The organism is Mesorhizobium sp. WSM4845 (assembly GCF_055811455.1).
Genome location: NZ_JBVVQA010000022.1, coordinates 43,291 through 69,278, shown reverse-complemented (window position 1 = coordinate 69,278; position 25,988 = coordinate 43,291). Strand labels below are relative to the sequence as shown.

27 protein-coding genes and 1 pseudogene are annotated in these 25,988 nt (G+C 63.5%); 13 read left to right on the top strand and 15 right to left on the bottom strand.

Features of this window, described 5'->3' with window-relative positions:
- Positions 1–172 precede the first annotated feature (172 nt).
- The 3 genes from AC0L2C_RS23140 to AC0L2C_RS23130 all read right to left on the bottom strand — a co-directional run bounded on the left by AC0L2C_RS23140 (position 173) and on the right by AC0L2C_RS23130 (position 2,026).
- Positions 173–1,129: an alpha/beta fold hydrolase gene (locus AC0L2C_RS23140; protein ID WP_473524539.1), complete on the bottom strand. Its 957-nt coding sequence runs from the start codon at positions 1,127–1,129 to the stop codon at positions 173–175.
- A gap of 26 nt (positions 1,130–1,155) precedes the next feature.
- The gene (locus tag AC0L2C_RS23135; RefSeq protein ID WP_473524538.1) at positions 1,156–1,641 is read right to left on the bottom strand and encodes an SRPBCC family protein; all 486 of its coding nucleotides are present in this window, start codon (positions 1,639–1,641) and stop codon (positions 1,156–1,158) included.
- 136 nt (positions 1,642–1,777) lie between these two features.
- Positions 1,778–2,026, bottom strand: a complete 249-nt coding sequence (locus AC0L2C_RS23130) for a ParB N-terminal domain-containing protein (RefSeq protein ID WP_077371468.1) — start codon at positions 2,024–2,026, stop codon at positions 1,778–1,780.
- A 156-nt stretch (positions 2,027–2,182) separates the two neighbouring features.
- Here AC0L2C_RS23130 and AC0L2C_RS23125 point away from each other — a divergent pair, with 156 nt between their 5' ends.
- The 5 genes from AC0L2C_RS23125 to AC0L2C_RS23105 all read left to right on the top strand — a co-directional run bounded on the left by AC0L2C_RS23125 (position 2,183) and on the right by AC0L2C_RS23105 (position 7,893).
- Positions 2,183–3,832 (top strand): N,N-dimethylformamidase beta subunit family domain-containing protein, encoded by a 1,650-nt coding sequence (locus AC0L2C_RS23125; RefSeq protein WP_473524537.1) that lies wholly within the window; start codon positions 2,183–2,185, stop codon positions 3,830–3,832.
- Positions 3,826–5,205: an aminotransferase family protein gene (locus tag AC0L2C_RS23120; RefSeq protein WP_473524536.1), complete on the top strand. Its 1,380-nt coding sequence runs from the start codon at positions 3,826–3,828 to the stop codon at positions 5,203–5,205. The genes AC0L2C_RS23125 and AC0L2C_RS23120 overlap by 7 nt, the downstream gene beginning before the upstream one ends.
- Positions 5,206–5,208: 3 nt before the next feature.
- Positions 5,209–6,138, top strand: coding sequence for a 3,5-dioxohexanoate:acetyl-CoA acetone transferase (gene kce / locus AC0L2C_RS23115; RefSeq protein ID WP_287228955.1), 930 nt, complete (start codon positions 5,209–5,211; stop codon positions 6,136–6,138).
- Positions 6,139–6,349: 211 nt separating this feature from the next.
- On the top strand, positions 6,350–6,853 hold the full coding sequence (locus AC0L2C_RS23110) for a GNAT family N-acetyltransferase (RefSeq protein ID WP_287171901.1): 504 nt from the start codon (positions 6,350–6,352) through the stop codon (positions 6,851–6,853).
- Positions 6,854–6,861: 8 nt separating this feature from the next.
- Positions 6,862–7,893 carry a histone deacetylase family protein gene (locus AC0L2C_RS23105; protein ID WP_473524535.1) on the top strand — a complete coding sequence of 344 codons (1,032 nt, stop codon included), beginning with the start codon at positions 6,862–6,864 and terminating at the stop codon, positions 7,891–7,893.
- Between the two features lie 18 nt (positions 7,894–7,911).
- On the opposite strand, the pseudogene AC0L2C_RS23100 reads toward AC0L2C_RS23105, so the two are convergent.
- Both AC0L2C_RS23100 and AC0L2C_RS23095 read right to left on the bottom strand, forming a co-directional pair.
- A pseudogene (locus AC0L2C_RS23100) lies at positions 7,912–9,176 on the bottom strand (cysteine desulfurase-like protein).
- 58 nt (positions 9,177–9,234) lie between these two features.
- Entirely contained in the window at positions 9,235–10,302 is a 1,068-nt protein-coding gene (locus tag AC0L2C_RS23095) for an aldo/keto reductase (RefSeq protein ID WP_473524534.1), read from the bottom strand.
- 245 nt (positions 10,303–10,547) lie between these two features.
- Between AC0L2C_RS23095 and AC0L2C_RS23090 the strand changes: the two genes are divergently transcribed.
- Positions 10,548–10,712, top strand: a complete 165-nt coding sequence (locus AC0L2C_RS23090) for a hypothetical protein (protein WP_023798224.1) — start codon at positions 10,548–10,550, stop codon at positions 10,710–10,712.
- A 43-nt stretch (positions 10,713–10,755) separates the two neighbouring features.
- Here the strand turns inward: AC0L2C_RS23090 and AC0L2C_RS23085 are convergent, their stop codons facing one another.
- Positions 10,756–11,262 (bottom strand): DUF1993 domain-containing protein, encoded by a 507-nt coding sequence (locus AC0L2C_RS23085; protein WP_287228949.1) that lies wholly within the window; start codon positions 11,260–11,262, stop codon positions 10,756–10,758.
- 125 nt (positions 11,263–11,387) lie between these two features.
- On the opposite strand from AC0L2C_RS23085, the gene AC0L2C_RS23080 reads away from it, so the two are divergent.
- On the top strand, positions 11,388–12,437 hold the full coding sequence (locus AC0L2C_RS23080; protein WP_287228946.1) for a DUF1176 domain-containing protein: 1,050 nt from the start codon (positions 11,388–11,390) through the stop codon (positions 12,435–12,437).
- Here the strand turns inward: AC0L2C_RS23080 and AC0L2C_RS23075 are convergent.
- The 7 genes from AC0L2C_RS23075 to AC0L2C_RS23045 all read right to left on the bottom strand — a co-directional run bounded on the left by AC0L2C_RS23075 (position 12,434) and on the right by AC0L2C_RS23045 (position 18,824).
- Positions 12,434–13,324: an alpha/beta hydrolase family protein gene (locus AC0L2C_RS23075; protein ID WP_473524533.1), complete on the bottom strand. Its 891-nt coding sequence runs from the start codon at positions 13,322–13,324 to the stop codon at positions 12,434–12,436. The genes AC0L2C_RS23080 and AC0L2C_RS23075 overlap by 4 nt on opposite strands.
- Positions 13,325–13,355: 31 nt before the next feature.
- Positions 13,356–14,978, bottom strand: coding sequence for an NTP transferase domain-containing protein (locus tag AC0L2C_RS23070; protein ID WP_473524532.1), 1,623 nt, complete (start codon positions 14,976–14,978; stop codon positions 13,356–13,358).
- Positions 14,975–15,679 (bottom strand): XdhC family protein, encoded by a 705-nt coding sequence (locus AC0L2C_RS23065; protein WP_027154202.1) that lies wholly within the window; start codon positions 15,677–15,679, stop codon positions 14,975–14,977. Before AC0L2C_RS23065 ends, AC0L2C_RS23070 begins: the two co-directional genes overlap by 4 nt.
- Positions 15,680–15,746: 67 nt before the next feature.
- Complete coding sequence (locus AC0L2C_RS23060; protein ID WP_027154201.1) at positions 15,747–16,085, bottom strand: XdhC family protein; 339 nt, start codon at positions 16,083–16,085, stop codon at positions 15,747–15,749.
- 28 nt (positions 16,086–16,113) lie between these two features.
- Positions 16,114–17,364, bottom strand: a complete 1,251-nt coding sequence (locus AC0L2C_RS23055) for a vWA domain-containing protein (protein WP_473524531.1) — start codon at positions 17,362–17,364, stop codon at positions 16,114–16,116.
- A gap of 3 nt (positions 17,365–17,367) precedes the next feature.
- Positions 17,368–18,297 (bottom strand): AAA family ATPase, encoded by a 930-nt coding sequence (locus AC0L2C_RS23050; protein ID WP_287228940.1) that lies wholly within the window; start codon positions 18,295–18,297, stop codon positions 17,368–17,370.
- 32 nt (positions 18,298–18,329) lie between these two features.
- The gene (locus tag AC0L2C_RS23045) at positions 18,330–18,824 is read right to left on the bottom strand and encodes a flavin reductase (RefSeq protein WP_123150093.1); all 495 of its coding nucleotides are present in this window, start codon (positions 18,822–18,824) and stop codon (positions 18,330–18,332) included.
- Positions 18,825–19,016: 192 nt separating this feature from the next.
- On the opposite strand from AC0L2C_RS23045, the gene AC0L2C_RS23040 reads away from it, so the two are divergent.
- Both AC0L2C_RS23040 and AC0L2C_RS23035 read left to right on the top strand, forming a co-directional pair.
- On the top strand, positions 19,017–20,090 hold the full coding sequence (locus AC0L2C_RS23040; protein WP_473524530.1) for a branched-chain amino acid ABC transporter substrate-binding protein: 1,074 nt from the start codon (positions 19,017–19,019) through the stop codon (positions 20,088–20,090).
- Positions 20,090–21,091 carry a P1 family peptidase gene (locus AC0L2C_RS23035; protein ID WP_287259739.1) on the top strand — a complete coding sequence of 334 codons (1,002 nt, stop codon included), beginning with the start codon at positions 20,090–20,092 and terminating at the stop codon, positions 21,089–21,091. The genes AC0L2C_RS23040 and AC0L2C_RS23035 overlap by 1 nt, the downstream gene beginning before the upstream one ends.
- Positions 21,092–21,114: 23 nt before the next feature.
- Here AC0L2C_RS23035 and AC0L2C_RS23030 read toward each other — a convergent pair whose 3' ends face one another.
- Positions 21,115–21,369, bottom strand: coding sequence for a DUF2171 domain-containing protein (locus tag AC0L2C_RS23030; RefSeq protein WP_023798236.1), 255 nt, complete (start codon positions 21,367–21,369; stop codon positions 21,115–21,117).
- A 141-nt stretch (positions 21,370–21,510) separates the two neighbouring features.
- Between AC0L2C_RS23030 and AC0L2C_RS23025 the strand changes: the two genes are divergently transcribed.
- The 3 genes from AC0L2C_RS23025 to purB are packed head-to-tail and all read left to right on the top strand — an operon-like array spanning position 21,511 to position 24,118.
- Positions 21,511–22,236 carry a DUF2259 domain-containing protein gene (locus tag AC0L2C_RS23025; RefSeq protein WP_473524529.1) on the top strand — a complete coding sequence of 242 codons (726 nt, stop codon included), beginning with the start codon at positions 21,511–21,513 and terminating at the stop codon, positions 22,234–22,236.
- Positions 22,233–22,751 carry a hypothetical protein gene (locus AC0L2C_RS23020; RefSeq protein ID WP_287285668.1) on the top strand — a complete coding sequence of 173 codons (519 nt, stop codon included), beginning with the start codon at positions 22,233–22,235 and terminating at the stop codon, positions 22,749–22,751. The genes AC0L2C_RS23025 and AC0L2C_RS23020 overlap by 4 nt, the downstream gene beginning before the upstream one ends.
- A 59-nt stretch (positions 22,752–22,810) precedes the next feature.
- Positions 22,811–24,118, top strand: a complete 1,308-nt coding sequence (purB, locus tag AC0L2C_RS23015; protein ID WP_473524528.1) for an adenylosuccinate lyase — start codon at positions 22,811–22,813, stop codon at positions 24,116–24,118.
- A gap of 177 nt (positions 24,119–24,295) precedes the next feature.
- Here the strand turns inward: purB and AC0L2C_RS23010 are convergent, their stop codons facing one another.
- Positions 24,296–25,108, bottom strand: coding sequence for a VOC family protein (locus tag AC0L2C_RS23010; RefSeq protein WP_473524527.1), 813 nt, complete (start codon positions 25,106–25,108; stop codon positions 24,296–24,298).
- Positions 25,109–25,358: 250 nt separating this feature from the next.
- Here AC0L2C_RS23010 and AC0L2C_RS23005 point away from each other — a divergent pair, with 250 nt between their 5' ends.
- Complete coding sequence (locus AC0L2C_RS23005) at positions 25,359–25,907, top strand: RBBP9/YdeN family alpha/beta hydrolase (RefSeq protein WP_023798242.1); 549 nt, start codon at positions 25,359–25,361, stop codon at positions 25,905–25,907.
- Positions 25,908–25,988: the final 81 nt, after the last annotated feature.

Below are 25,988 nucleotides of genomic sequence, written 5' to 3'. Positions count from 1 at the left end.
TCTGAAGATTGGCAGGAAGGTAGCTGCCGGGATAGGAGCGTCAATTGAAAAGCTTTGATGGCGCCATCTGTTGGCGTGATGCGGCAGGCCGAATGTACGATCAGGCGCGATGCGCAACGAGCGTCGCCGGCCATCTCGCGGGATATGGGCCGGACAGGCCGTTGTCAGGTGGTTATTCCGTTTCGCTGATGACCTCGTCCCAGGTCTTGACCTTGGTCTCGTCATTGAGGAAGGGCAGTGCGGCGGCCACCAGTTCCGGCGCGAAAAACACGTCGTAGTGGGTGCGGTTCGGCAGGATGGCCAAGCGGTTCTGCGACAGGTTCTCGCGCATCCAGCCGGCGTCCTTCAACCCGCCGCCGAGCATCTGATAGAACTTGATCTCATGCTCGGGCCGGTACATGTCGCTGTCGCCAAATATCAGCATGACCGGCATCTTCAGCTTCGCCACGTCGGCGGAGTAGTCGTAGTCCTTGCGCATATGGGTGCCCAGCTGGTCGAGCAGTTTTGGAAAATCCTGCGGGTGCGGCGCGACCGCCACGTAGGATTTGTACATCGGCGTGTCCTTCATCATGTCGGCCATCGCCGCGCCGACCTGTGCCTGCTGAGTACGCATGTCGGCATAGAAGCCGTCCGAGGCATAGCCGGTCGAGACCAGCACCAGCCGGCGCACTGTCTCGGGATGCTGGACGGCCATGCGGAAGGCGACGCCGCCGCCCAGCGAGTAACCCATGACGTCGACTTTGTCGTAGCCGAGCGCCTTGACGATCGCCGCCATGTCGTCGCCCATCGCCTCAAGGCTCAACGGCCGATCGCCGAGCGCGGTGCGGCCGTGACCATGCAGGTCGACGCCGATGACGGTGCGGCTTTCGGCAAGCTTCGGCAGGATCGGCGCGAACATGTCTGTGGTGCCGAGACCACCATGCAGCAGAAGCAGCGGCTCGCCCCGGCCATAGACGGCGTAATAATAATTCAGGCCGTTGATCGGCAGCAGGCCGGATTTCGCCGGCTTGGGCATGGCTTTCGTTTCGCTGGTCATGGACGGCTTTACGTCCTCGGCATTGCTGGCGCCCGGCGCGGCGAAGAGCGCCGCGGCCGAGGCGAAAATGGCGAAAAACATCGATCGGGACATGTCGGTCTCCTTGCGTCCCGCCGATATCAAAGCCGCCTGGCGACTTCTTCGAGCTGGTCGGCGCACTGGCCCCAGCCCTCGTGAAAGCCCATCTTCTCGTGCTCTTCGCGGTCAGGGACCGACCAATGCGCAACCCGGGCGATGTAGCGGGTCTTGCCCTCGCCCTCATCCTCAAAGGTCAGCACGACCGTCATGAACGGCTTTTCGGACGGCTCCCAGGCCTTTGTGTAGGCGTCGGTGAGAACGATCTTTTTGCCCGGCACGACTTCGAGGAAGACCCCGGGCTTCGGGAATTCGTTGCCGTCGGGACCGGCCATCACAACCAGGCTGGAGCCGCCGGTGCGTACGTCCATTTCGGCGCGCGGCGTCGTCCACGGCTTTGGCGCGAACCATTGCGTCACGAGCTTCGGCTCGGTCCAGCAGCGATAGACGTTCTCGCGCGGCGCGTCGATGATGCGGGCGAGAACCAGTTCACGGTCGGAGCTGGGGGCGATGTCGAGCTTGGTCGTCATGATGGTCTCCTCACTTGCTTGCAAAAGGGTTGCTTGAATGCCGGTTTCCGTCTCAAGGACGAGCGGGCAACGCGCAGCCCGACACGGTCTCGCGAAAAATCTCGCTAGACCGATTTAGGCGGGCGGCCGCGTAAACCTAGTGGCGCTTGGCTTGCACCAGATAGGCGTCGATCTCGGTCTCGCCGAGCCACTTTGCCGCTTCCAGCCGGTGCAGGCCTTCAACCAGGATATGGCGCTTGCCGTCGTGGCGCACCTGGATCGGCGTCTTCATGCCGTTTTCCAGAATGTCCTCGGCCAGATGCCGAACGGTCTCGGGATGCAGCGTCTTCCTGCGCGCGGTCGGCACGTAGATGTCGTCCACCCTGACCTTTTGCACTCTCAGCATGTCGGCTCCCGCGGCGGAAAAGGCCGCCTTTTGAGAGATAGTCGGTTTGACAGGCAAGGCCAAGGCCGGCTGTCAGCTATCGCTGGCCCGATCGTTTCCGATTGACGCTTGCCGAGCAGATGGCCGAAATGGCGATCTTCGATCATGCCGGTAGCCATGACTGACTTGCCGACCGAATTCCCCGATTTCGGACTGACGCCCCACCAGCGCCGGCAAGCGGTGCGCGGCCACTACTGGGAGTGGCCGGGCATGGACGGCGAACATGGCGAGATCTGGTGCTACAGCGACCGTTTCTCATACCGTCGGGGCGAGACGGTGACGCTGCATGTCAGCTCGACGGCCTCCAGCTTCAGCATGGCGATCGTCCGCGACGGCGGCATCGAGACGAAAATGTTCGAGAAGGCCGGGATCGCGGCACGCTGGCAGGATACACCCGACCAATGTTCGGTCCTAGGCTGCAGCTGGGACGCGTCGTTTGAATTCCGCGTCGGCGACGACTGGCCGTCCGGGGCCTATCGCGTCATGCTGACGGCGGATGGCCGCGATGGCAAGCCGGTCCGCTGCCACCATCTTTTCATCGTTACCCCGCAGCCCGGCAAGAAACGGGGTCGTGTGCTGCAGGTCGCCGCCACCGGCACCTGGCTTGCCTACAACACCTGGGGCGGCTCCAATCATTACGAAGGCATCACCGGCCCGAACCGCGACCAGTATGCCCCAATGGTGTCGACGCAGCGGCCATGGTGCCGCGGCTTTGTTGTCCTGCCGAAGGAGGCGCCGCGCGTGCCGCTCGAGGTCGCCGTGGCGCCCAAAACCGTGCCGCGCTATCCGCATATGGAATGGGCCTTCGCCACCGGCCATTCGAAGAAATACGCCTCGTCGGGCTGGGCAAGCTATGACAGCCACTTCTTTCGTTTTGCAGAGCGTGCCGCCTATGCGGTCGACCTTGCCAGCCAGCACGAATTGCATTTCTCGCCCGAAATCCTCGACGGCTATGACTGCGTCGTCTTCGTCGGCCATGACGAATACTGGACCTGGGAGATGCGCGACGCTGTCGACGCCTATGTCGAGCGCGGCGGCCATGCGGCGCGCTTCGCCGGCAATTTCATGTGGCAGACCAGACTGGAGGACGAGGGCCGCCGTCAGGTCTGCTACAAATACCGCGCCCGCGCCGAGGATCCGGTCTATCGCGGCGGCGACGTGACCCGCGCCACCAACTCCTGGGAAGCACCGGAAATCGGCCGGCCGGGTGCGACGACCTTCGGGCTCAATGCGACCAGGGGCATCTACGCCGGCTGGGGCGGTTGCGCGCCGCGCGGCGTGCGCGGCTTTCCGGTCTACCGGCCTGAGCATTGGGCGTTCGCCGGCACAGGCATCTATTACGGCGACCTGCTCGGCGCCGACAGCCATGTCTATGGCTACGAGGTCGACGGGCTCGACCACGAGATCCACGGCGGCTTGCCCTACCCGACGCCCGACAGCGGCGCGCCGGATGGGCTGGAAATCCTTGCGGTCGGCATGGCTGCGCAAGTCGAGGAGAGCGCCGACATCCCGTTCGAACACCAGTTTCTCGGCGACGAGGATGGACGCTTCACCGCCGAAACGCTGTTCGGCGAGGCGAGCGACGCCAATCTCGACAAGGTCAAGCGCGGCAACGGCATGATCGTCAATTTCCGGCGCGGCAAGGGCGAGGTGTTCCACGCCGGAAGCTGCGAATGGGTCGCCGGCCTGCTAAGGCAGGACGCGATGGTCGAGCGCGTCACCAGGAATGTACTCGACCGCTATCTCGGAAAGGTCCTGACATGCTGAAGTCCCAGACCCCTGCCCCGGATACCGAGACGCGCCTGCCGTCGCATCTGTTCTATCTGTCCAGCCTGCGCCGGCCGCTGGTCGACCGCGCCGAAGGCATCTACATCTGGACGCAGGACGGCCGTCGCTTCATCGACGGGTCGAGCGGACCGATGGTCGCCAATATCGGTCATTCCAACCGCAACGTGCTCGAAGCGATGAAGCGGCAGATGGATCGCGCCACCTTCGCCTACCGGCTGCATTTCGAGAACGAGCCGGCCGAGGACCTGGCACGGGAATTGGCCGGAAAACTGCCCGAAGGCCTGGACCGCATCTTCTTTGTCTCGGGCGGTTCGGAAGCGACGGAATCCTGCGTCAAGCTGGCGCGGCAATGGGCTGTCGCCACCGGACAGGCCAGCCGCTGGAAGGTGATCACGCGCTTTCCCTCCTATCATGGCGGCACGCTCGGGGCGCTCGCCGTCACCGGCGACGATGCGCTGGCCGAAACCTTTGCGCCGATGATGCAGGTCATGCCGACCGTGCCGGCGCCGGCCGCCTGGCGCGACCGCGACAATCTCTCGATGGAACAGCGCGGCGTCCGCTACGCCGACATGCTGGAGGAGAAGATCCTCGCCGAGGGGCCGCAAAGCGTGCTCGCCTTCATCATGGAGCCGGTCGGCGGCGCTGCCACCGCCGCGCTGGTGGCGCCGGACAGCTATTATCCGCGCATCCGCGAAATCTGCGACCGCTACGGCATCCTGCTCATCCATGACGAAGTGATGAGCGGTGCGGGCCGCACCGGCAAATTCCTCGGCGGCGACCATTTTGACTGCAAGCCCGACATCGTCGCGCTGTCGAAGGGGCTGGGCTCGGGCTATGCGCCGCTCGGCGCGCTGGCGGCATCCATCCGGCTGGTGCAGCCGCTGCTCGCCTCCGGCGGCTTCCAGCATGGCCATACCTATGCCGGCAATCCGCTCGCCTGCGCCGCCGGGCTCGCCGTGCTTGGCGAAATGGACCGTCTCGACCTGATCGCCAATGCGGCTGGCATGGGCGATCTTTTGATGGCTGAGTTGAAGGGCCTGGCCAAGCGGTTTCCGTTCGTCGCCGACGTGCGCGGCAAGGGACTGCTGCTAGGCGCCGAGATGGTCGCCGACCCCGATACGCTGCGGCCGATCGCACCGGCGAAGAAGGCCACCCAGCGCCTGCTCGACCTCGCCTATGAGCGCGGCCTGATCATCTATGGGCGAAAGGTCAAGGGCGGGGTCGACGGCGACAATTTCATGGTGGCGCCGCCGATGATCGTCACGGCCGAGCAGATCGGCGAGATCGTCGCCATCATCGGTGACTCGCTGCAGGTGCTGGCCGGCGAACTCGACCTGCCGGTCGAAGGCTGAGCCATGGCGCCGCGAAAAGTCATCATCACCTGCGCCGTCACCGGGTCGGTGCACACGCCGTCGATGTCGCCGCATCTGCCGGTGACGCCGGACCAGATCGCCGCAGAGGCGATCGCGGCTGCCGAAGCCGGCGCCTCGATCCTGCATCTTCACGCCCGTGATCCGAAGGACGGGCGGCCGACCGCCGATCCTGATGTGTTCATGCATTTCCTGCCGCGCATCAAGCAGGCGACATCAGCGGTGATCAACATCACCACCGGCGGCTCCTCGCTGATGACGCTCGACCAGCGGCTGGCCGCACCGCTCAGGGCCGAGCCCGAAATGTGCTCGCTCAACATGGGCTCGATGAATTTCGCGCTGTTCCCGATGCTCGACCGGTCAAGGGAGTGGCAGCACGAGTGGGAGCCGAAACTGCTGGAAGCGACCCGCGACACGATCTTCAAAAACACCTTTGCCGATATGGAGACCGTGCTCGAAAGACTTGGAAAGGGCTGCGGCACACGCTTCGAATTTGAATGCTACGATGTCGGCCACCTCTATTCACTGGCGCATTTTCGCGATCGAGGTCTGGTGTCGGGACCTCTGTTCATCCAGTTCGTGTTCGGCATTCTCGGCGGTATCGGCGCCGATCCCGACAATCTGGTCCATATGAAGCGCATCGCCGACAAACTGTTCGGCGACAGCTACCAGTTTTCGGTGCTGGCCGCCGGGCGCCACCAGATGCCGATGATTGCGATTGCGGCGGCGATGGGCGGCAATGTCCGCGTCGGGCTGGAGGACAGCCTTTACGACGGCCGCCAGCTGGCAAAGTCCAATGCCGACCAGGTGCGCCGCATCCGCAGCGTGCTCGACGGGCTGTCGCTGGACGTCGCCACGCCCACCGAGGCGCGCGAGATGCTGGCGCTCAAGGGCGGTGACCGGGTGGCGTTCTGAGATGGTTATGGCCTGAGATGCTTGCGTTCCGTCCCACCCCCCTCTGTCCTGCCGGACATCTCCCCCTCAAGGGGGGAGATTGGACATCACTGCGGCTTTCGCCAATTACCGACGTTGCAGTATTGGCGACAAGACCGAAGCTGCCAATCTCCCCCCTTGAGGGGGAGATGGCCGGCAGGCCAGAGGGGGGTGCCTGGGCGCCGAACCTCCAGTGACTGCCGATTTGCCCAAAATCATCATCCGGCCCGGCACCATCGAGGACGTCGAAATCATCCATGCCGCGATCCTGCGGCTTGGCGCGCATACCGGCGCACACCAGGAAATCACTTCTACGCCCGAAGACCTGCGCACCTGTGGCTTTGGCGAAAAACCTGCCTTCTCGACTCTGATCGCCGAAGTCGACGGCGAGTTTGCCGGCCTCTGCCTGCATTTCCCGATCTTCTCGACCTGGATGGGGCGGCCCGGCGTCTATGTGCAGGATCTCTATGTCGAAGATCGGTTTCGCGGCCGCAGGATCGGCGAACGCCTGCTGCGGCGTGTCGCCCGAGAATGCCGGAAGGACGGCGGCGCCTATCTCAGACTGTCCGTCGACAGCGATAATGAAACCGCCAAGGCCTTTTACGAAAGGCTGGGCATTGCCTGGTCGAGCTACGAGCAGGTGCAGAAGATCGTCGGCGACGCGTTCTTTGCCTTCGCCGATGCACCAGAGGAATGAGGGAAATCATGAAAGCCTTTTATGCCGAAGAGCAGAAGCGCCACGATCCCAAGGCGTTCCTCTCCAGCGGCGCCCAAAAGCCCAATCCGGAAAAGCCGGAGCGCGTCGAACGGCTGCTCGCCGGCGCCGAGGCTGCCGGCTGCACGATCGAACGGCCGAGAGATCACGGGCTTGGTCCGGTTGCCGCTGTGCATACGCCCGAATATCTCGATTTTCTCGAGCACATCTTCGCGCGCTGGCAGCGAATCGAAGGCGCTTCGGCCGAAGTGATCCCCAACATCCATCCGATCGCGCGGGGCGGCTCTTATCCGGCCTCGGCGGTCGGCCAGGCCGGCTACCACATGGCCGATACCGCTTGCCCGATCTCCGGCGAGACCTGGCGGAGCGCGCTGTGGAGCGCCTGGAGCGCGGTCGAGGCCGCCGACGCGGTAATGGCGGGCGCGCCGGCTGCCTATGCGCTGTGCCGTCCGCCCGGCCATCACGCCTTTGCCGACGTCGCCGGCGGCTTCTGCTTCATCAACAATTCGGCGGTCGCGACGCAGGTGCTGCGCAGGCAAGCTGCGCGGGTGGCGATCCTCGACGTCGACCTGCATCACGGCAACGGCACGCAAGGCATTTTCTATGCCCGGCCGGACGTGCTCACCGTCTCGCTGCATGCCGATCCGGTGCGCTTCTATCCGTTCTTCTGGGGTCATGCCGACGAACGCGGCGAAGGGCCTGGTCTCGGCTACAATCTTAACCTGCCGCTGGCGCGCAAATCCGGCGATGCCGCGTTCCTCGAAGCACTCGACGTGGCGTTCCAGCGCATCCGCGCCTTTGCACCGGAAGCGCTTGTGGTGGCGCTCGGCCTCGACGCCTTCGAAGGCGATCCGTTCGGCGGTCTGTCGGTGACGACGCCAGGCTTCTCGCGCATCGGCGAAGCCATCGCCGGTTGTGGCCTGCCGACGGTCATCGTCCAGGAAGGCGGCTATCTCTGCGACGAACTCGGCGACAATCTTACTGCCTTCCTCACCGGGTTCGGCGGCGGCAAGAAACGCTAACATCAGCCGGATGCCGCGTCAGGATCGCTCCTGTCGCAGCATCGCGATACGCGGTGCACGCTCTCCAGCGTTTCATCGATCTCGGCCGCCGTGTTGTAATGGGCGATGCCGATGCGCACGACACCCTGCTCGGCCGGAATGCCAAGCTGGTGGACGATCTCCCAGGCGTAGTTGTGGCCGGACCACAGGAAGATGTTTTCCGCATTCATCTGCCGCACGATCGTCCCCGGCACGATGCCGTCGACAGTGAACGAGACCGTCGGCACGCGCTCGCCGACACGCGCCGGATCGGTGATGCCGTGGATGGTCAGGCCTGAAATGGCCGACAGGCCGTCGATCAATCTTTGCGTCAGCCTGTTCTCGTAAGCAATTGAACTTTCAAACGCCTTGCCTATCCTGGCACGTCGCGAACCATCCTCACCGGCAGCGGCGCCCAGTTCCGCAAAATAATCGACCGCGGCGCTCAGGCCGGCCATCAGCTCGATCTGCGGCGTGCCGAGTTCGAACCGCTCCGGCAGAGCGTTGGACGAACAGCGGCATTTGTACGGTGTCAGCGCGTCGATGACATCCAGCCTGCCCCACACTATGCCCAAATGCGGCCCGAAGAATTTATAGGCCGAACAGACCAGGAAATCGCAGCCGAGGTCCCTGACGTCGATCAGGCCGTGCGGCGCGAACTGCACGGCGTCGACATAGACCAGCGCGCCAGCCTGCTTGGCGATGCCGGTCAGCGCCTTCACCCGGTTGACCGAGCCGGTCAGATTGCTGGCGTAGTTCAAGGCGACAAGCCGCGTCCTGTCGGTGAGCAGCGCAGCAAGCGCCGCCTCCTCGATCTGCCAGCTCTGCTCATCGAAAGCCAGCCAGCGCACGACAAGGCCAAGATCTTCGGCGAGCTGCAGCCACGGCGAAACGTTGCCCTCGTGGTCCATACGGGTGAGGATGATCTCGTCACCGGGTTTCATCGTGCGGCCGAGGGTGCGCGACATGTGGTAAGTCAGCGTCGTCATGTTGGCGCCGATGATGATTTCCTGCGGGCTTGCAGCACCGAGGAAATCGGCCATCGCCGCATGGGCGTCATCGACGATCTGTTGCGCCGCGATCGTGGTTTCGAAGAAGCCGCCGAGATTGGCGTTTGTTGTCAGCAGGCAACGTGACACCGCGTCTGCGACCGCCTGCGGCACCTGCGTGCCGGCAGGGTTGTCGAGATAGATGCGGCGACGGCCCTTGTCGGTCAGCGACAGTGCCGGAAATTTCTCGCGCACGACCTCAATCGGAAAATTCACTTTTCCCCCTCCCTACTGAAATCGTTTGGCAGTCACACCTACAGAGCCGGAAAGCAGCTCACGGACACGGGTTGCCGACACGCTGGTGGATTGCATCGACCGCCTTCTGCATATCCTCGGTCCAGACGACATCAGCGGAAGACAGCGCCATTTCGAGCTGCGGAAGGGTCGTCGCGCCGATGATGCTCGAAGTGACGAAGGGCCGGCTCGTGACATAAGCGCTGGCAAACAATGCCGGCTCCATGCCGAAAGAGCGCGCCAGTTCGTTATACTGGAGCTGCGCCTCCGCGGCATTGGGCGTCTCGTAGCGCTGGCCACGGTTGAAAAGCTGAGAACGCGAGCCTTGCGGCCGCGCGCCATGATCGTATTTGCCGGTCAGGTAGCCTTGCGCCAGCGGCGAATAGGCGAGCAGGGAAACCTGTTCGCGCTCGCAGACCTCGGCAAGGTTCACCTCGAAGCCGCGGTTGACGAAATTATAGGCGTTCTGCAGCGACGCCAGGCGCGGGCCGACGCCTTTGTCGGCTTCGCCGATAAACCGCATGACGCCCCAGGAACTCTCGTTCGACAGGCCGAAATGGCGGATTTTTCCGGCCTTCACCAATTCGTCGAAGACGGCGAGCGTTTCGGTGATCGGCGTCTCGCCGCCCGGTGCACCGGCGGAATCTGTCCGCAGCGGCACGGCACCGACGCGGTTCGGATTGGCGCCCCATGGCACGTCCCGTTCCGGCCAATGGATCTGGTAAAGGTCGAGATAATCGGTGTTGAGCCTGGTCAGCGATTTTTCGACGGCATCGAAGATGTCGGCGCGCACCAGCTTCGACGGGCGGTTGCCGCGAAACCATGTGTTGCCGGTGCGGCCAACCACCTTCGAGGCGATGATCACTTGATCGCGGTTACCCTTCGCTTTCATCCAGCTGCCGATGATCTTCTCGGTCCAGCCTTGCGTCTCCGCCTTGGGCGGGATCGGGTAGAGCTCGGCGGTGTCGATGAAGTTGACGCCGCGCGAAAATGCCAGATCCATTTGGGCGTGGCCATCCGCTTGGGTGTTCTGCTGGCCCCAGGTCATCGATCCCAGGCAAATCTGGGAAACAAGAAGATCGGTCCGACCCAGGCGGCGTTTTTGCATGGTAATTTCTCCGGCGGGAACTCTTTTGCGCGGCTGCGCGGGAAGGAAGCCGCAGCATACAGGAATGCACCGGCTGTCTCCAACCCTCCGGCCAGTGGCCAGCGACTTTTTCGAGAGGCCGAAGCAGGGGCGCTCGGCGACGTCAAAAAATCAGTGCGGCATGGCTGCCATGCTAATGCTGCACTGCACAATTGTCACGGTTTGCCTATATTGGGGCTTGGGAGGACCAACCAGGGGCTTGAATCATGGGTTTCCTCACTGAAATGTTCGCCCGTCCGCGTCCGCAGGAACATCTGCGCTACCGCGCGGCTCTGGCGCTGCTTCATTCGATGAGCAATGCCGACCGTGCCGACATCGGCATCAAACCGGCCGATTTTCCGCGCGTCGCCCGCGAAATGTCCTCACGTTAGTCACGGATATCCCGGCTCGACCGGGATATCTCCTCGCCATTCTTCAACGCGATCCCATGAAAATCGCCTTGCTCAGCGGCACGCCATTGTGGCGCAGGATGTCGTAGGCCGTGGTCACGTGGAAATAGAAATTGGGCATGGCGAGATGCAGCAGATACTGCATGCCGGCCATCGAGAATTCGCGCTGGCCAAGCTTCAGCTCGATCATTCTGTCATCGGAGCCGTCCATATCGGCAGCCGCGAATGTCGCCAGAAGGTCGACGGTCTTGGCGATGCGCGCCTGGAGATCGGCAAAGCTCGCCTCGTTGTCTTCGTATTTCGGCACCTCGCGACCGGCAAGCCGCGACGGCGCGCCCTTGGCGTGGTCGGTGGCGATCTGCACCTGTCTGGTCAACGCATACATGTCCGGCGCCAGCCTCGACGTCAAAAACACCTGCGGATCGATCTTGCGGTCGAGCGCATTCTGCTCGGCGATGTTCAGCACGTCGGATAGCGCCTTCAACCTGGCCGAAAACACCGGCACGGACGCTTCGTACATCGATATGGTCACGAGACTCTCCTATCCCGGCGGGAACGCCGACGGCGCTGACCTAGCGCCTCCGTGGGCGATTCTTCAAGCGTCACCGCGTCGCCGCAATCGCTATGATAGGATTTCCCATCCGGTGGAGATTCCCGATGAGAAGCGCACTTTTTGCAGCGACCGCTTTTTTCTCCCTTGCCGTGACAGGCCAACCGGTGCTCGCCGCCGAAGCGCCTTATGTCGACGACAGGTCGGACGCCGAAGCGGTCATCCGCTCGTTCTACAGCGCCATCAACCGGCAAGAATTCGCGCGCGCCTGGGACTATTTCGGCGAAACCAAGCCGGTCCAGGATTTCGACGCCTTCGTCAAGGGCTATGACGGCACCGAAAGCGTCGAGGTCAAAACCGGTGGCGTGTCCGAAGACGGTGCGGCCGGCAGCATCTATTACAATGTTCCGGTCGCCATCCGGGCGACAGCCAAGGACGGCAGCGAAAATGTCTTTGCCGGCTGCTACACGCTGCGCCAGGTCAACGCCTCGATCCAGGAACCGCCATTCCGCCCGATCTTCATCGACAAGGGCGCGCTGAAACCGTCCAAGGCCGAATTCGAGGACGCCGTGCCGGCAAGCTGCGGCGACGCACCGCCGCCGCCGAAGAAGGATGCCGCGCTGGAGCAAGCCAAGAAGGCGTTTGCGGCCACTTATGGCGACCAGTGCGACAAGGAAATGCCTGGCGGCGAGCCCTTGGCAGAGCCGGACGCCTACTCCCTGCGCTACAAGGATGCCGGCGCCGAGGCCGATCAGCCCGAACGCGAGACGCGGCTGTTTCGCTTCTTCTGCTCGATGGCTGCCTACAATGAGAGTGCCGTCTACTATGTCTACGACGATGTGTCAGGCGTCCGGCAGCTGCAGTTCGCCTCGCCGGAACTCGATATCCACTATGAGAACAACGATAGCGAAGGCAAGGTCGAGGCGATCAACGTCACCGGCTTCCAGACCGACGACCAGCTGGTCAATTCCGAGTATGACGACGCCACCAAGACGATCTCGTCGCTCAACAAGTGGCGCGGCCTCGGCGATGCCGCATCGGCCGGCACCTATCTATTTCGCAACGGCAATTTCTCGCTGGTGCAGTACGATGTCGACGCCTCCTATGACGGCGAGATCAATCCGCAGACAGTGGTGGACTACAACACACCGCCTTAAGGGGCCTTCGACAGCATCCAGTTGAGCGTGCCGCGCCAGTCGGTCATGCGGATCGGCGTGCCGTGCGTGCCGGTCTCGAAGCGGACAAAGCGAGCCGGATAGGTTTTCGATTTGGCCAGGATCGAACGGAAGAAGGCTTCCTGTTTCTCGACTGGAAACACCGGGTCCTTGCTGCCCTGGCCAAAGAAGACCGGAACCTGGCGGCTGAAGGCCGGGCTCGAGAGGAAACTTTCATCCCACAGCGAACCGAGCAGCAGCAGCCCGCCGATGCGGCCGCCAGTATTCTTGCGGGCGGCCAGCTTCCAGCACAGTGCGCCGCCCATTGAGCCGCAGGCAACAAAGATCTTCGCGTCCGGCGACCGTTCGGCATAGTGGCCGATCAGCGCGGCGATCTGGGCAGCACCTGTGTCGCCGAAATCGGAAAAGTCCGGTGACAGATAGAGGCCGCCATTGCCGGCCATCAGGTTCTTGATGCGGTTGAAATTGCCGCCGAAGGTGAAATCGTCGACGCCCTGCTTACGGCTGCCGCCCTGCCCGTGGAGATAGAGCACGATGATGCCGGCGCCTTGCGTGCGACCGACGGCGACGTGGCGGATATTGCCGGCGTCGGTCTTCAGCAGCAGATCCTGCTGCACCTTGCGCACACCGGTGTCGACATACTGCGCCTGCGCGCGGCGCTCCGGCACTTGGTCGCGGGCGTTGATATCGCGCAGCTCGCGATAGTCGACGACTGTATAGGCGCCCTCGGACGAGAGGATGGCCGGATAGGCGAACAGATCGTCTTTGAAGGGCTTTAGCGTGAGGACGTCGGCGTAAGCGGCGCAAGAAAACAAGAAAAATATTGAAGTCAGAAGGGCGCAGGGGGATAGGACGGTACGAACAGCCATCCCACAGGCATCGTTTTTCGGCCTCGGTTTGTCAATCCTGCAGCACGCCGCCGGCGCCTGCCAGCGTCTCGGGGGTGTCGACATCGATGGACGCTGCCTTGCCGATCTCGACATCGATGACATCGAGCCCTTCGGCCTCGACCAAATGGCGCGCGCCGGTATCGCCTTCCAGATGAGCGATCGCCGCAAACAGCGAACGCGGCAGCAACACAGGATTGCCTCGCTTTCCCTCATGCGAGGCCCGCACCACCGATCGGCCCTCGGATTTGCGGAATGCATCGATCAGCCTGTCGAGGTCGGCTGACGCGATGCCAGGCATGTCGCCAAGCACGATCATGGCGCCGGCAGCATCGGCTCTGACCCGCGCGATGCCGGCCTTCAGCGATGAAGACAGGCCCTCGGCGAAATCCGGATTATCGGCGAAAGTCACATCCAGTCCCGACAACGCGGCGCGCACACGCTCACGCTGATGGCCGGTGACGATGACGGTGCCCGAAGCTTTGGAGCCGAGCGCGCGCTCGGCGCTGCGGCGCACCAGCGGCTGGCCGTCGAACAGCGCCAGCAGCTTGTTCGGGCCGCCCATGCGGCTGGAGCGGCCGGCGGCCAGCAGCACGATATCGACCTTCAACTCGGCACTCTCAGACTTTGGCGCCGGCAGCGGCTCGCGCGGCTGTGGCCGGGTCGGGATTTCCATCAACAGACCGCCGACACCCATGCCGGCAATATCCTTGGCCGTCACGTCGAGACCGGCGATCAACCTGTCGAGAACCCAGTCGAAGCCGTTCTCCTTGGGGCTGCGGGCGCAGCCCGGCGCGCCGATGACGCGCTTGCCGGCAAGCGCGCCGAGCACCAGGAGATTTCCGGGATCGACCGGCATGCCGGCGCGGATGACGGTGCCGCCGGCCTTCTCGATCGCTGCCGGGACGACGTCGCCAAAATCGCTCATCGCCGAGGCGCCGAAGATCACCACAATATCGTTGTCACGCGCCAGCGAGCCCGCAGCCTCCGCAACGGCGCCAATTTCGTGCGGCGTGCGGCGCTCGGCCGTCAGCCGGCCACCTGAGCGCGCAAGACGGGCTTCGGTGACCCGCAATGTCTTGTCGAGCACACTCGGCTTGATGCCGGGCAGAACCGTCTGAATGACGCCGACACGCACCGGCTGATAGGCATTGACGGCAAAGATCTCGCCGCTGGCGCAGATCCTTGCCACCGCATCGACCAGGGCGGAAGCAACGGCGAAGGGAATGATCTTCACGGTTGCGACCATCTGGCCATTTTCGACCGGTGCGTGCTGCGCCAGCGTGGCGATGGTGATGGTCGGATCGACGGCGTTGATGGCGTTGATCATCGCGGCATCGACCGTGAAGATACCGGCCGCCCGGGCGTGCAGATTAACCCGGCCGGTCGCGGCGGGCTTCGCCTCGACATTGCGATGGATCATGCTTTCGGCGATCTTTTCGGCGGCAGCGTCCTCGCTCAAATCATCGGGAGCAAGAACGGCCGCGACGACCTGCGAAATCCCTGCTGACTTGAGCAAAGTCACATCCTCGGCGCTCAGCCTGCGTGCCTTGCGCAAGCGCCGTTCTCCGGCCGTGGTGGCATGCGCCAGCACTGCGCCTTCGGCCGTATCTACGGGGATTGGCCCAAACTTCACGCCACCGCGTCCTTGGATTCGTGGCCGCGCGAACGAAACGCCTGGATCGCTTGCGCCAACACCGCCACAGCTATTTCGGCCGGGCTCGCCGCACCGATGTCGAGACCGATCGGCGCGTGGATGCGGGCGATCTGGTCGGCGGTCGCGCCCAATGCCAGCAGGCGCTCAACCCGCTTCGCATGGGTCTTGCGGCTGCCGAGCGCACCGACATAGAAGCAGTTGGCGTCGAGCGCCGCCTTCAGCGCGAAATCGTCGATCTTCGGATCATGGGTGACGGCGGCCAGCGCCGTATAGCTGTCGAGCGGCTGGCGCTTCAGGATATCCTCCGGCCATTCGGCATGCAGCGCGACATCGGGAAAGCGGTCTGCGGTGGCAAAGGCCGTGCGCGGATCGACGATCTCCACGGGGTAGCCGGCGATCCTGGCCATCGGCGCCAGTGCCTGGCTGATATGGACTGCGCCGATCACCACCAGGCGCGGCTGCGGCAGGTAGGCGTTGAGGAAGAAGGTTTGCCCTTCCGCCTCGACCGACCCGGAATTGCCTGATCGAAACGCCTTGGCGATCGCAGCGCCCAATTCGCCGGCGACCTGATCGCCCTCCCTCACGATGCGATCGCGGCCATCGCCGAGATCGGTGACCAGGATCACCGCGCGGCGGGCGCGGCGTTCGGCGTTCAGCGTTTTCAGCGCGTAGGGATCCATCGAAATATCTCTTGTTTAAGCATGATTCTTGTCGGCAAACCGGTTCCCACTTTGCGGGATCATGCTTCTAACCCAACCGCTCGACATAGACCTTGATGCGGCCACCGCAGGACAGGCCGACCTGCCAGGCGGTCTCGTCGGCGACGCCGAACTCCAGCATCTTGGCCTTGCCGCTGTCGATGACGTCGACCGCCTCGGTGACCACCGCGCCTTCGACGCAGCCACCAGAGACGGAGCCGTGGAAATTGCCGTCCGCGTCGATGACAAGGTGGCTGCCGACCGGGCGCGGCGCCGAGCCCCAGGTCTCGACCACGGTGGCAATGGCGACATCCTTGCCGTCTTTCATCCAGCCTTCCGCGATGATCAGCGGATCGCGGGCCTCATCGAGATAAATGCTGTTTTCCATCACCGTTTCTCCCGGAGAAAACATATGACTATGCGGCGTCTCTCGCGCCACCCTCAATCCATCTGCGTGGGTCGACGGAGCGCGCCGAAGTCTTGTCCAGCGACGCGCACAGGTCGGCGAGCGCATCGAGATTGTGCACCGAGCGGAATTCGTCGACATGCGGCAGCATCGCCTTGACGCCGCGGGCGCGCGCCTCGAAGCCGTCGAAGCGCAGCAGCGGGTTCAGCCAGATCAGCCGCCGGCAGGATTTGCGCAGGCGCTCCATTTCCTCCGACAGGCCGGCAACGTCGTCGCGCTCCAGCCCGTCGGTGATCAGGAGAACCACCGCACCCTGCCCCAGCACACGCCGCGACCACAACCGGTTGAATTCGGCCAGCGTATCGCCGATGCGGGTGCCGCCCGACCAGTCCATCACCGCCGCCGAACAATCGGCGAGTGCCGCGTCAGGATCGCGATGGCGCATCTGCCGCGTCAGATTTGTCAGCCTGGTGCCGAAGACGAAGGCGTGCACGCGCCGGCGCTTTTCCGTCAGCGCATGCAGGAAATGCAGGAAAATGCGCGTGTACTGGCTCATCGAACCGGAAATATCGGCAAGCACGACCAGCGGCGGGTGAACCTCGCGCGGCGACCGGAATTTCGGCAGGATCAGTTCGCCGCCTGTCCGCGCGGCCGAACGCATCATGGCGCGCGGATCGATACGTCGGCCATGCGCGTTGGATTTGAAACGCCGTGTCCTGACCATGTCGAAGGGCAGCCGCAACTCGGCGATCGCCTTCTTGGCGTCAGTCATCTCGGCGGCGTTCATCTGGGCAAAATCCTTGCCCCTCAGCACCTCGTTGCCGGAAAACGTGAAGCGAGCGTCGACCTCGATCTCGGGGATTTCCTGCGCCGGCTGGTTCTTCTGGTGGCCCTCGAACATTGCCTGGCTGACGCGGTTTTCCGCAGCCCGCGGCTTTTGCTTCTCTCTGATATCAGGCGCCACCGGCGAAAACATCGCCAGCATCTTTTCGATCAGCTCGTGCGATTTCCAGAACAGCCGGAAAGTCTCGTCGAAGGTAGGGTGATCTTCGTGCCGCGACACCAGTACGGCGTGCAGCGTCCAGTAGAAATCGTCGCGAGAGCCGATACCGGCGGCAAGCACCGCCTCGATCGCATCCTTTACCGAGGCCGGGCCGACCCGCATGCCGGCCTTGCGTAGGGTGCGGGCGAAATAGACGATGTTATCGGCGATCCTCCCATCGGGCGTGGCCTCTTTCGGTTCGGGATGCGGCGTTGCCATCGCCTACTCCGCCGCCGAAAGCTCGGCCTTCACCTCGTTGAGGATGCGCCGGCCTTCGCCCTGTTCTATACGGGCAATGTCGTCTTGGTATTTCAGCAGCACGCCGATCGTGTCGGAAACGGTTTCCGGATCGAGCGCCACCTTGTCGAGTTCGGTCAGCGCGCTGGCCCAGTCGATGGTCTCGGCAACCCCCGGCACCTTGAACAGCTCGATCTGGCGCAGCTTCTGTATGAACGAAACCACCTCTGCCGACAGCCGGCTGTTGGCCTGCGGTACTTTTCTGCGCACGATCTCCAGCTCGCGCTCGGCATTCGGGTAGTCTACCCAGTGATAGAGGCAGCGGCGCTTCAGCGCGTCATGGATCTCGCGGGTGCGGTTGGTGGTGATGATGACGATCGGCGGCTCCTCCGCCTTGATCGTGCCGAGCTCGGGCACCGTGACCTGGAAGTCGGAGAGAATTTCGAGCAGGAATGCCTCGAAGGCCTCGTCGGTGCGGTCGAGCTCGTCGATCAGAAAGACCGGGGCGGCGCCCGCCTTGCCGGTCAGTGCGTCGAGCACCGGGCGGCGGATCAGGTATTTTTCGGAAAAGACGTTGCGCTCCATGTCGGAGCGGTCGACCTTGCCGGCCGCCTCTTCCATGCGGATCTCGATCATCTGCGCGGCGTAGTTCCACTCGTAGACGGCGGACGAGACGTCGAGGCCTTCATAGCATTGCAGGCGGATCAGCCGGCGGCCGAGCGCTTGCGCCAGCACCTTGGCGATCTCGGTCTTGCCGACGCCGGCCTCGCCCTCAAGGAACAGCGGCCGCTTCATGCGCAGCGATAGAAACAGCACGGTCGCCAGCGACCGGTCTGCCACATAGTCCGCACCGGTCAGCAGATCGAGCGTCTCATCGATCGTCCGCGGTGCGGGACGCGGTTTCAACTCGGTCATTCTTTCTCCGTGGGTGCAGCCATCCAGGGCCTCTACAGAGCGTGATAGCCGCGGTCGTGATAGATCAGCGGCCGCAAATTATCGCCGGTGCGCAGGCCTGTCACCTTGCCAAAAAGCACACGGTGGGTGGCCAGATCCTTGGTGTCGATCAGTTCGCAGTCGAACACGGCGAGCGCGCCCTTCAGCGTCGGCGCACCGGTCGAGATCACGTCCCAATCGCCCAACGCAAAACGTTCCTCGACGGGCAGACCTGTGAGGCCGGAAAAGCCGACCGACAGCGCCTCCTGGTCCGAAGCCAGCGTGTTCAAGGCGAACCTGCCATTCTTCACGAACGGCTCATTCTTGGGATTTTCGCAATTGAGGCAGACCAGGATGGTCGGCGGCGTGTCCGAGACCGAACAGGCTGCAATGACAGTCGCACCGCGCCTGCCGGCGGGACCGTCGGTGGTAACCACATGGACGTGGCCGGCAAAATGGCTCATCGCGTCGCGATAGGCCTGCGGCCCTATGTCGTTCTTCTTCAGCACCGGCGATTTCCATTGGTTTGAAGCGAGGTGAACCGAACCGTTATATATGGCGGCATATTGCATGCCACAAGCGAAGTGGTTGACATGCATCTTGAATTTCGCGTGTTGCGTGAAAGCTGACCAGCCTTTAGGTCTTGGCAGGAAGTGGCTCCGGCAAACACGCGACCGGTGCAGAGGAATTCTTTCGCTCGCATGCGACCCAGGACAACGACAATAGCGGTGCTGGCCTGGCTGTCTCTCGCCGGTGATGCGAACGCTGACACGCTGCTGGTCGGCGTCGCAGCACCACTGTCCGGGCCGTCGGCGATGCTTGGCAAACAGATCGAGGCGGGTGCAGGCCTGGCGGCAGCGGCAAACGGTGCTCAACTCAAGGTTGTCGACGACGCCTGCACGGCCGATGGCGGGGCTGCCGCGGCGAGAGAATTCGTTGCGGCGAAGGTCGGCTTGGTCGTCGGCTTCCTCTGCACCGAGGCGATCGAGGCGGCACTGCCGATCCTGAAGGACGCCAACATACCGGTCATCACCGTCGGCGTGCGCACCGAAAGCCTGACCGACCGGCGCGCCAAGACCGGCTGGCCGATCTTTCGACTTGGGCCGCGCGGCGATGACGAGCGCAACGCGGTCGCCTCTAACCTCACCCGCCAATGGCAGAACGAGCTGTTCGCCATCATCGACGACGGCACGATTTACGGCCGCGAAATCGCCGAGACGCTTCGGGCGGCAGCCGAGCAGGCGGCACTGAAACCGGTGTTCGTCGACACATTCAGGCCGCAGCTCGACAACCAGATCGGGCTGATCGGGCGGCTGAGGAAGGCCGGCGCAACGCATGTCTTCGCCGGCGGCGACGGCGAAGACATCGCCATCATGGGCCGCGACGCCGGCCAGCTCGATGCCGGCATCATTTTTGCCGGCGGCGAAGCGCTGCGCACAGCGCCCGGCGACGTGCCTTATACCACGGGCACGCTGATGTTTGCGCCGCCCGAATGGGCCGATGTCGCCGACTCCAGGGTGCTCGAAAGCTTTGCCGCACAAAAGATCGTGCCAGAGGGCTACACGCTGCCGGCCTATGCAGCGGTCGAGATCGCCAAGGCGGCGACAGCCCTGGCGGACCCCCCCGGCAGGCCACTGGCCGATGCGCTCGCCGCGCATGACTTCAGCACCGCGATCGGACCGATCCGCTTTGACGGCAAGGGCGACTTGACCGAAAACGTTTATCGGGTCTTCCGTTTCAACGGCGCAAATTTCGTGCCGGCGAAGGCCAAATGATGTTTCGCACCGGGCCGCGCAATCTCATCACCGATGTCGCCGGCCTGCGTGTCGGCAACGCTTCCGATGTGAGGCTGAAGTCCGGGGTGACCACCATCGTCTGCGACGAGCCGGCAGTGGCCGGTGTGCAGATCCTGGGCGGTGCCCCGGGCACCCGCGAGACCGACCTGCTCGAGCCGCACAATTCGATCGAGGCGATCCATGCCGTGGTGCTTTCGGGTGGCTCGGCTTACGGCCTCGATGCCGCCTCCGGCGTACAGGCGGCACTGCGCGAGAACGGCATCGGCGTGGAGGTCGGCGGCTTTCGCGTGCCGATCGTGCCGGCGGCGATCCTGTTCGACCTGCGCAACGGCGGCGACAAGGACTGGGGCCGCTATCCGCCCTACCGCGATCTCGGCTATGAGGCGGCACAGGCAGTCGGCATCGATTTTCCGCTCGGCACGGTCGGCGCGGGCACCGGTGCCCTGAGTTCCGGCCTCAAGGGCGGCCTCGGATCGGCCTCGACGATGCTCGACAGCGGCGTCACCATCGGCGCACTCGTCGCCGTCAATCCGACCGGCTCGGTGACGATCGCCCGAAGCAGGCACTTCTGGGCAGCGCCCTTTGAGATCGGCGACGAGTTCGGCGGGCTTGGTTATCCCGCGCCGATGCCGGAGGACGCGAAAAGGATCCTGCTGAAATTTCGCGACAAGCATGTCGGAGGCAACACGACCATCGCCGTCATCGCCACGGACGCCCTTCTCACCAAGGCCGCCGCAAAACGCCTGGCGATATCAGCGCATGACGGCTTCGTGCGCGCCATTTGGCCGACACATACGCCGGCCGACGGCGATCTGGTTTTCGCGCTGGCGACCGGCAAGAGCGGCATCGAGCTCGCGCCCAACGACGCCATCGAGCTTTACGCCGTGGCCGGCGCCACCATGGCGCGCGCCATCAGCCGCGGCGTCTTTGCCGCAACGCCCGCCGATGGCGACCTGTTTCCGGTCTGGTCGTCGCGCTGAATGCGGGCTGCCGTGGCCCGTCATCAGGTGGGGTCGGATTTTTCCTCCTCGAACGTGACCGCGACATCCGAATTTGCCGACAGCCGGACTTTCTGGCCCTCGACTTCGGCTACGAGGCTGAGCGGAATGAAGTGGTGATGCCCCCTGTGGGCGCCCTCGCCGCTGTCGCGCTTGGTCAGCTTGATTCGTTGTCCCTCAACTTTGTCGACAGTGCCGACATGGACGCCGTCGGCGCCGATCACTTCCATATGTTCGCGAATGCTGGCTGCATCGGTCATTGTGGGTTCTCCATTTCAAGCTGCCAACATAAACAAATGACGGCACGATTGGATGCATCGGGTTGCGTCTCAGAGGGCACGACGTTTTGACGATGTCGTGATAGTGATCGAAACAACGCTGGCTGCTCAAACGGAAATCCGATGCGAATTCTCGTCCTGTTTGCTGTGTCCCTCCTTGCCCAGTTTGCAACTTCGCTCGCCGCGCATGCCGGCGATGTTGCCGAGCTTGAAATCCTCGGCTTCACCGGGGATGGCAGCGCCTTCGCCTTCGAGGAGTACGGTGTCCAGGACGGGTCGGGGTTTCCCTATGCCAATCGCTATTACATCAACACCGCCGACGACAGTTTTCTCAAGGGCACGCCGATCAGGGTGCGGCTTGACGACGAGAACGCAACGCTCGACGCGGCGCGCCTTGCAGCCCGGCAGAAAGGTGAAGCTATCATCAAACAGGCGGAATTGACGGCGAATCGCGGCATCACCGCCGGCTCCAACCCTGTGACCGAGCTTTCGGCCGATCCGTTCCGCATGGTGGTCAACCCGCGGCCGATCTTTTCGCCGGTCGATGATCCGCTCGAGTTCCGGCTCGACGAGATCGGCATGAACGATACCGAAACCTGCCAAAACCTTGGCGAGATCAACGGCTTTCGCCTGTTGCGCATCGAGGCGAAAGACGGCGGCAAGACTGAACTCCTGCACGAGGACAAGTCGATCCCCAAAAGCAGAGGCTGCCCGAACGGCTATCGGATCGGCGCGGTGCAGACATTTTCCATGCAGGGCCTCAGCGCCTATGCCGTGCTGATCGCGGTGCGCCAGTACGGCTTCGAAGGGCCTGACTATCGCTGGATCGCGGTGACCGGCCGGCTGTGACGTCGCTCCCCGCCATACGCAACACCGTCCTGGATCGCATCCGCAAGGCCTTGCCGTCGCCGTCCGCCGCAGTTTGCGGCGCGCTGCTGTGGGCCGCAGCGATGGGCGCCAGCGCACTTGTCAATCTGCTGCTGGACGACTGGGTGACCCCGGCAAATATCCGCTTCGTCTCGTTGCTCTATGCGGCGGGCGGTGCGCTGGCCTTTCCGGTTGGCCTGTTCCTGGCGCGGCTCGTCTCGCTCGGGCGGCATTGGCAAGTTGCCTTGGCGGCCGCGTTTGTCTGCCTTCTTGCCACCACGATCGGCTTCACCGGTGGGCTCTTTGCGCTGCAATACCGTTCCTACTATGCCCAGTGGCATGAACCTGCACTGACCATTGGCTGGTCTATCCAGTTCGTGCACACCATGGCGACGGCGTTCTATCAATTCATCGTGCTGGGCATCCGGCTTTATTTTCCGCTCGGTTTCATCGCGCTTGCTCTCGCCAGCATCTGGTTTGCGCGGCAGCAGCGTTGAGCATTTTGTCTGCCTCTGTTACGACGCGGGCGAACGCCCTCGCAAGTCAGGACTGACCGATGATCCCTCGCTACTCCCGGCCGGAAATGGTGGCCATCTGGTCGCCCGAAACCCGGTTCCGCATCTGGTTCGAGATCGAGGCCTACGCTTGCGACGCACTGGCCGAACTCGGCGTGATCCCGAAGGAAGCCGCCAAAACCATCTGGGAAAAAGGCGGGGCCGCCAAGTTCGACGTCGAGGCGATCGACGAGATCGAGCGCGTCACCAAGCACGACGTCATCGCCTTCCTCACCCACCTCAGCGAATTCGTCGGGCCGGATGCCCGCTTCATTCATCAGGGCATGACCTCCTCGGACGTTCTCGACACCTGCTTTGCCGTGCAGCTCACCCGCGCCGGCGACATCCTTCTGGCCGACATCGACGGCCTGCTTGCGGCGCTCAAGCGCCGCGCCTTCGAACACAAGGACACCGTCACCATCGGTCGCAGCCACGGCATCCATGCCGAGCCGACCACCTTCGGCGTCAAGCTGGCGCAGGCTTATGCCGAATTCTCGCGCTGCCGCGAGCGGCTGGTGCACGCGCGCGAGGATATTGGGACATGCGCCATATCAGGTGCAGTCGGCACCTTCGCCAATATCGATCCCTATGTCGAAGAACATGTGGCGAAGCAACTCGGATTGAAGCCGGAGCCGGTGTCGACGCAGGTGATCCCGCGCGACCGCCATGCGATGTTCTTTGCGACGCTCGCTGTCATCGCGTCGTCGATCGAACGGCTGGCGACGGAAATCCGCCATCTGCAGCGCACCGAGGTGCTGGAGGCCGAAGAGTATTTTTCGCCCGGGCAAAAGGGCTCGTCAGCGATGCCGCACAAGCGTAACCCGGTGCTGACCGAAAACCTCACCGGGCTTGCGCGCATGGTGCGTTCGTTCGCGCTGCCGGCGATGGAGAACGTGGCGCTCTGGCACGAGCGCGACATTTCGCATTCGTCGGTCGAGCGCATGATCGGCCCGGATGCGACTGTGACGCTCGATTTCGCGCTATCGCGGCTGACCAGTGTCATCGACAGATTGCTCGTCTACCCCGACAACATGCTGAAGAACATGAACAAGTTCCGCGGCCTCGTGCATTCGCAGCGTGTGCTGCTGGCGCTGACCCAGGCCGGCGTCAGCCGTGAGGACGCCTACCGGCTGGTGCAGCGAAACGCCATGAAGGTATGGGAGCAAGGCGCTGATTTCCTTGAGGAACTTTTGGCCGACAAGGAGGTCACCGCAGCCTTGCCCGAGGCCGAAATTCGTGAAAAATTCGACCTTGGCTATCATACCAAGCATGTCGACACGATCTTCAAGCGGGTGTTCGGAGAAGCGTGAGGCCACGCGGTTTTGACCGGTCCCAGCCGGCGGTTCCAAGCTGGAGCACCCTCATCGGACCGCGGAGCCTGTCCTCGGGCTTGCCGAAGGCAAGACCCGTGGGCGGCCACCTTCTCCCACAAACAAGGGGAGAAGGTAAGACGGCATCGACCTCGCCGCACCGTCAGGTTCGAATAATCAAGCCTTGCCGGGAACGGTCCTGATCACCGTTCCCCACGGGTCCTCGCGCGTCGCTGCATCAGTCACATTGTCGGACCGCATTTCGACCCAGGCGAGGCCGGACCGGGAAGGATCGCGACGGCCGGCGCCGGCGCTCTGCCACGAATTGGCGCCTATGTGGTGGTGGTAGCCGCCTGACGACAGGAACACCGCCGCGCCACCATATTTCGCCATGGTATCGAAGCCGAATTCCTGGTGCCACCAGGCCTCGGCGTCTTCCGGCCGTCCGACGCGCAGATGGACATGGCCGATGATGCTGTTGTCCGGCATGCCCTGCCAGGCGGCATTGCCGGCGGGCACGTCGGCGACGACCGACGAAATATTCAGCCGTTCGGTCGCCATCGCTATCTTGTCACCATTCCACTTCCAGCCCTCATGGCGGCGGTCGGAATAGATCTCTATGCCGTTGCCTTCAGGATCGGTCAGGTAAAGTGCCTCGCTGACCAGATGGTCCGATGCGCCTTCGATGCCGATCTTGTTGGCGATGGCGTGGTTGATCCAGCGCCCGAGGTCGGCCCGGCTGGGCAGCAGGAAGGCAGTGTGGAAGAGGCCGGCGCTGCGCGGATCGTCGGGCTTCGCCGCTGCATCCGCCTCGATGTCGAGCAAGGGACGATTGGCGGCGCCCAGCGTGATCGTGCCCCCGGCGCGGCTCAGTTCCCGCAGACCGACGACGATGCGATAATAGGCAGCGAGATTTTCGGCATCGCGCGCGCGCAACCCGACGCGGGCAACGCAGACCGGGGTCGTGGCGGCAAAGGGCAGTTCGCTCATGAGAGTCTCCATTTGGGCGGCCTTCGACGAGATCCCCAAAGCCAGGAGCCCGGCGCTACCTACCATTGTTCGTGTCAGTTCCAAATCCTGGGTCTCATGTACACGGCAGTTTCCTTTCCCGATGACAGATCGTCGATCGCGATCGTTCACACAAGACGGCAAGAAGCGAACATGGTGTTCACTATTTGTGAGTATCGCACCGATCATCATCACGGTTGCACGAAACCGTGTCCCTCGCTACATGCGCGCCATGAAAGTCAGGGATGCAGACATTCTTATCGTGCCGGGCTACACCAATTCCGGCCCCGACCATTGGCAGAGCCGCTGGCAATCGAAATTGTCGACGGCGCGGCGCGTCGAGCAGGCGGAATGGTCGAAGCCAGTGCGCGAAGACTGGACGGCGAGCGTGGCGAAGGCGGTCAACGAGGCCGAGCGACCGGTCGTCATCGTCGCGCACTCACTCGGCGTCGCTGCCGTGATCCAGGCAATGCCGCAGTTCCAGCGTCCGGTCGCCGGAGCCTTCTTCGTGGCGCCGCCCGACGTCGCCAACCCAGAGATAAAACCCAGGCACCTGATGACCTTCGGACCTTATCCGCGCGAGCCGCTGGCATTTCCCTCGGTGGTGATCGCCAGCCGCAACGACCCGTTCTGCACCTTCGAGGTGGCCGAGGACATTGCCGGCGCCTGGGGCTCGCTGTTCATCGACGCCGGCGAGGCCGGACATCTCAACGCCGATGCCGGCTTCGGCCCGTGGCCGGAAGGCTCGATGACTTTTGCGAAATTCCTGACCGACCTTTAGTGCATGTCGCCCAAAAGCATGCCCTCGGGCCTGACCCGAGGGTGCGAAGCGGTTTTGGGACGACATGCATAAAACAAAGAC

Excerpts from the sequence above, each read along its gene's own strand:
- AC0L2C_RS23140 (WP_473524539.1), bottom strand. The coding sequence starts at position 1,129 with ATGTCCCGATCGATGTTTTTCGCCATTTTCGCCTCGGCCGCGGCGCTC.
- AC0L2C_RS23135 (WP_473524538.1), bottom strand. The coding sequence starts at position 1,641 with ATGACGACCAAGCTCGACATCGCCCCCAGCTCCGACCGTGAACTGGTT.
- AC0L2C_RS23130 (WP_077371468.1), bottom strand. The coding sequence starts at position 2,026 with ATGCTGAGAGTGCAAAAGGTCAGGGTGGACGACATCTACGTGCCGACC.
- AC0L2C_RS23125 (WP_473524537.1), top strand. The coding sequence starts at position 2,183 with ATGACTGACTTGCCGACCGAATTCCCCGATTTCGGACTGACGCCCCAC.
- AC0L2C_RS23120 (WP_473524536.1), top strand. The coding sequence starts at position 3,826 with ATGCTGAAGTCCCAGACCCCTGCCCCGGATACCGAGACGCGCCTGCCG.
- kce (WP_287228955.1), top strand. The coding sequence starts at position 5,209 with ATGGCGCCGCGAAAAGTCATCATCACCTGCGCCGTCACCGGGTCGGTG.
- AC0L2C_RS23105 (WP_473524535.1), top strand. The coding sequence starts at position 6,862 with ATGAAAGCCTTTTATGCCGAAGAGCAGAAGCGCCACGATCCCAAGGCG.
- AC0L2C_RS23095 (WP_473524534.1), bottom strand. The coding sequence starts at position 10,302 with ATGCAAAAACGCCGCCTGGGTCGGACCGATCTTCTTGTTTCCCAGATT.
- AC0L2C_RS23090 (WP_023798224.1), top strand. The coding sequence starts at position 10,548 with ATGGGTTTCCTCACTGAAATGTTCGCCCGTCCGCGTCCGCAGGAACAT.
- AC0L2C_RS23080 (WP_287228946.1), top strand. The coding sequence starts at position 11,388 with ATGAGAAGCGCACTTTTTGCAGCGACCGCTTTTTTCTCCCTTGCCGTG.
- AC0L2C_RS23075 (WP_473524533.1), bottom strand. The coding sequence starts at position 13,324 with ATGGCTGTTCGTACCGTCCTATCCCCCTGCGCCCTTCTGACTTCAATA.
- AC0L2C_RS23065 (WP_027154202.1), bottom strand. The coding sequence starts at position 15,679 with ATGGATCCCTACGCGCTGAAAACGCTGAACGCCGAACGCCGCGCCCGC.
- AC0L2C_RS23060 (WP_027154201.1), bottom strand. The coding sequence starts at position 16,085 with ATGGAAAACAGCATTTATCTCGATGAGGCCCGCGATCCGCTGATCATC.
- AC0L2C_RS23055 (WP_473524531.1), bottom strand. The coding sequence starts at position 17,364 with ATGGCAACGCCGCATCCCGAACCGAAAGAGGCCACGCCCGATGGGAGG.
- AC0L2C_RS23050 (WP_287228940.1), bottom strand. The coding sequence starts at position 18,297 with ATGACCGAGTTGAAACCGCGTCCCGCACCGCGGACGATCGATGAGACG.
- AC0L2C_RS23040 (WP_473524530.1), top strand. The coding sequence starts at position 19,017 with ATGCGACCCAGGACAACGACAATAGCGGTGCTGGCCTGGCTGTCTCTC.
- AC0L2C_RS23035 (WP_287259739.1), top strand. The coding sequence starts at position 20,090 with ATGTTTCGCACCGGGCCGCGCAATCTCATCACCGATGTCGCCGGCCTG.
- AC0L2C_RS23030 (WP_023798236.1), bottom strand. The coding sequence starts at position 21,369 with ATGACCGATGCAGCCAGCATTCGCGAACATATGGAAGTGATCGGCGCC.
- AC0L2C_RS23025 (WP_473524529.1), top strand. The coding sequence starts at position 21,511 with ATGCGAATTCTCGTCCTGTTTGCTGTGTCCCTCCTTGCCCAGTTTGCA.
- purB (WP_473524528.1), top strand. The coding sequence starts at position 22,811 with ATGATCCCTCGCTACTCCCGGCCGGAAATGGTGGCCATCTGGTCGCCC.
- AC0L2C_RS23010 (WP_473524527.1), bottom strand. The coding sequence starts at position 25,108 with ATGAGCGAACTGCCCTTTGCCGCCACGACCCCGGTCTGCGTTGCCCGC.
- AC0L2C_RS23005 (WP_023798242.1), top strand. The coding sequence starts at position 25,359 with ATGAAAGTCAGGGATGCAGACATTCTTATCGTGCCGGGCTACACCAAT.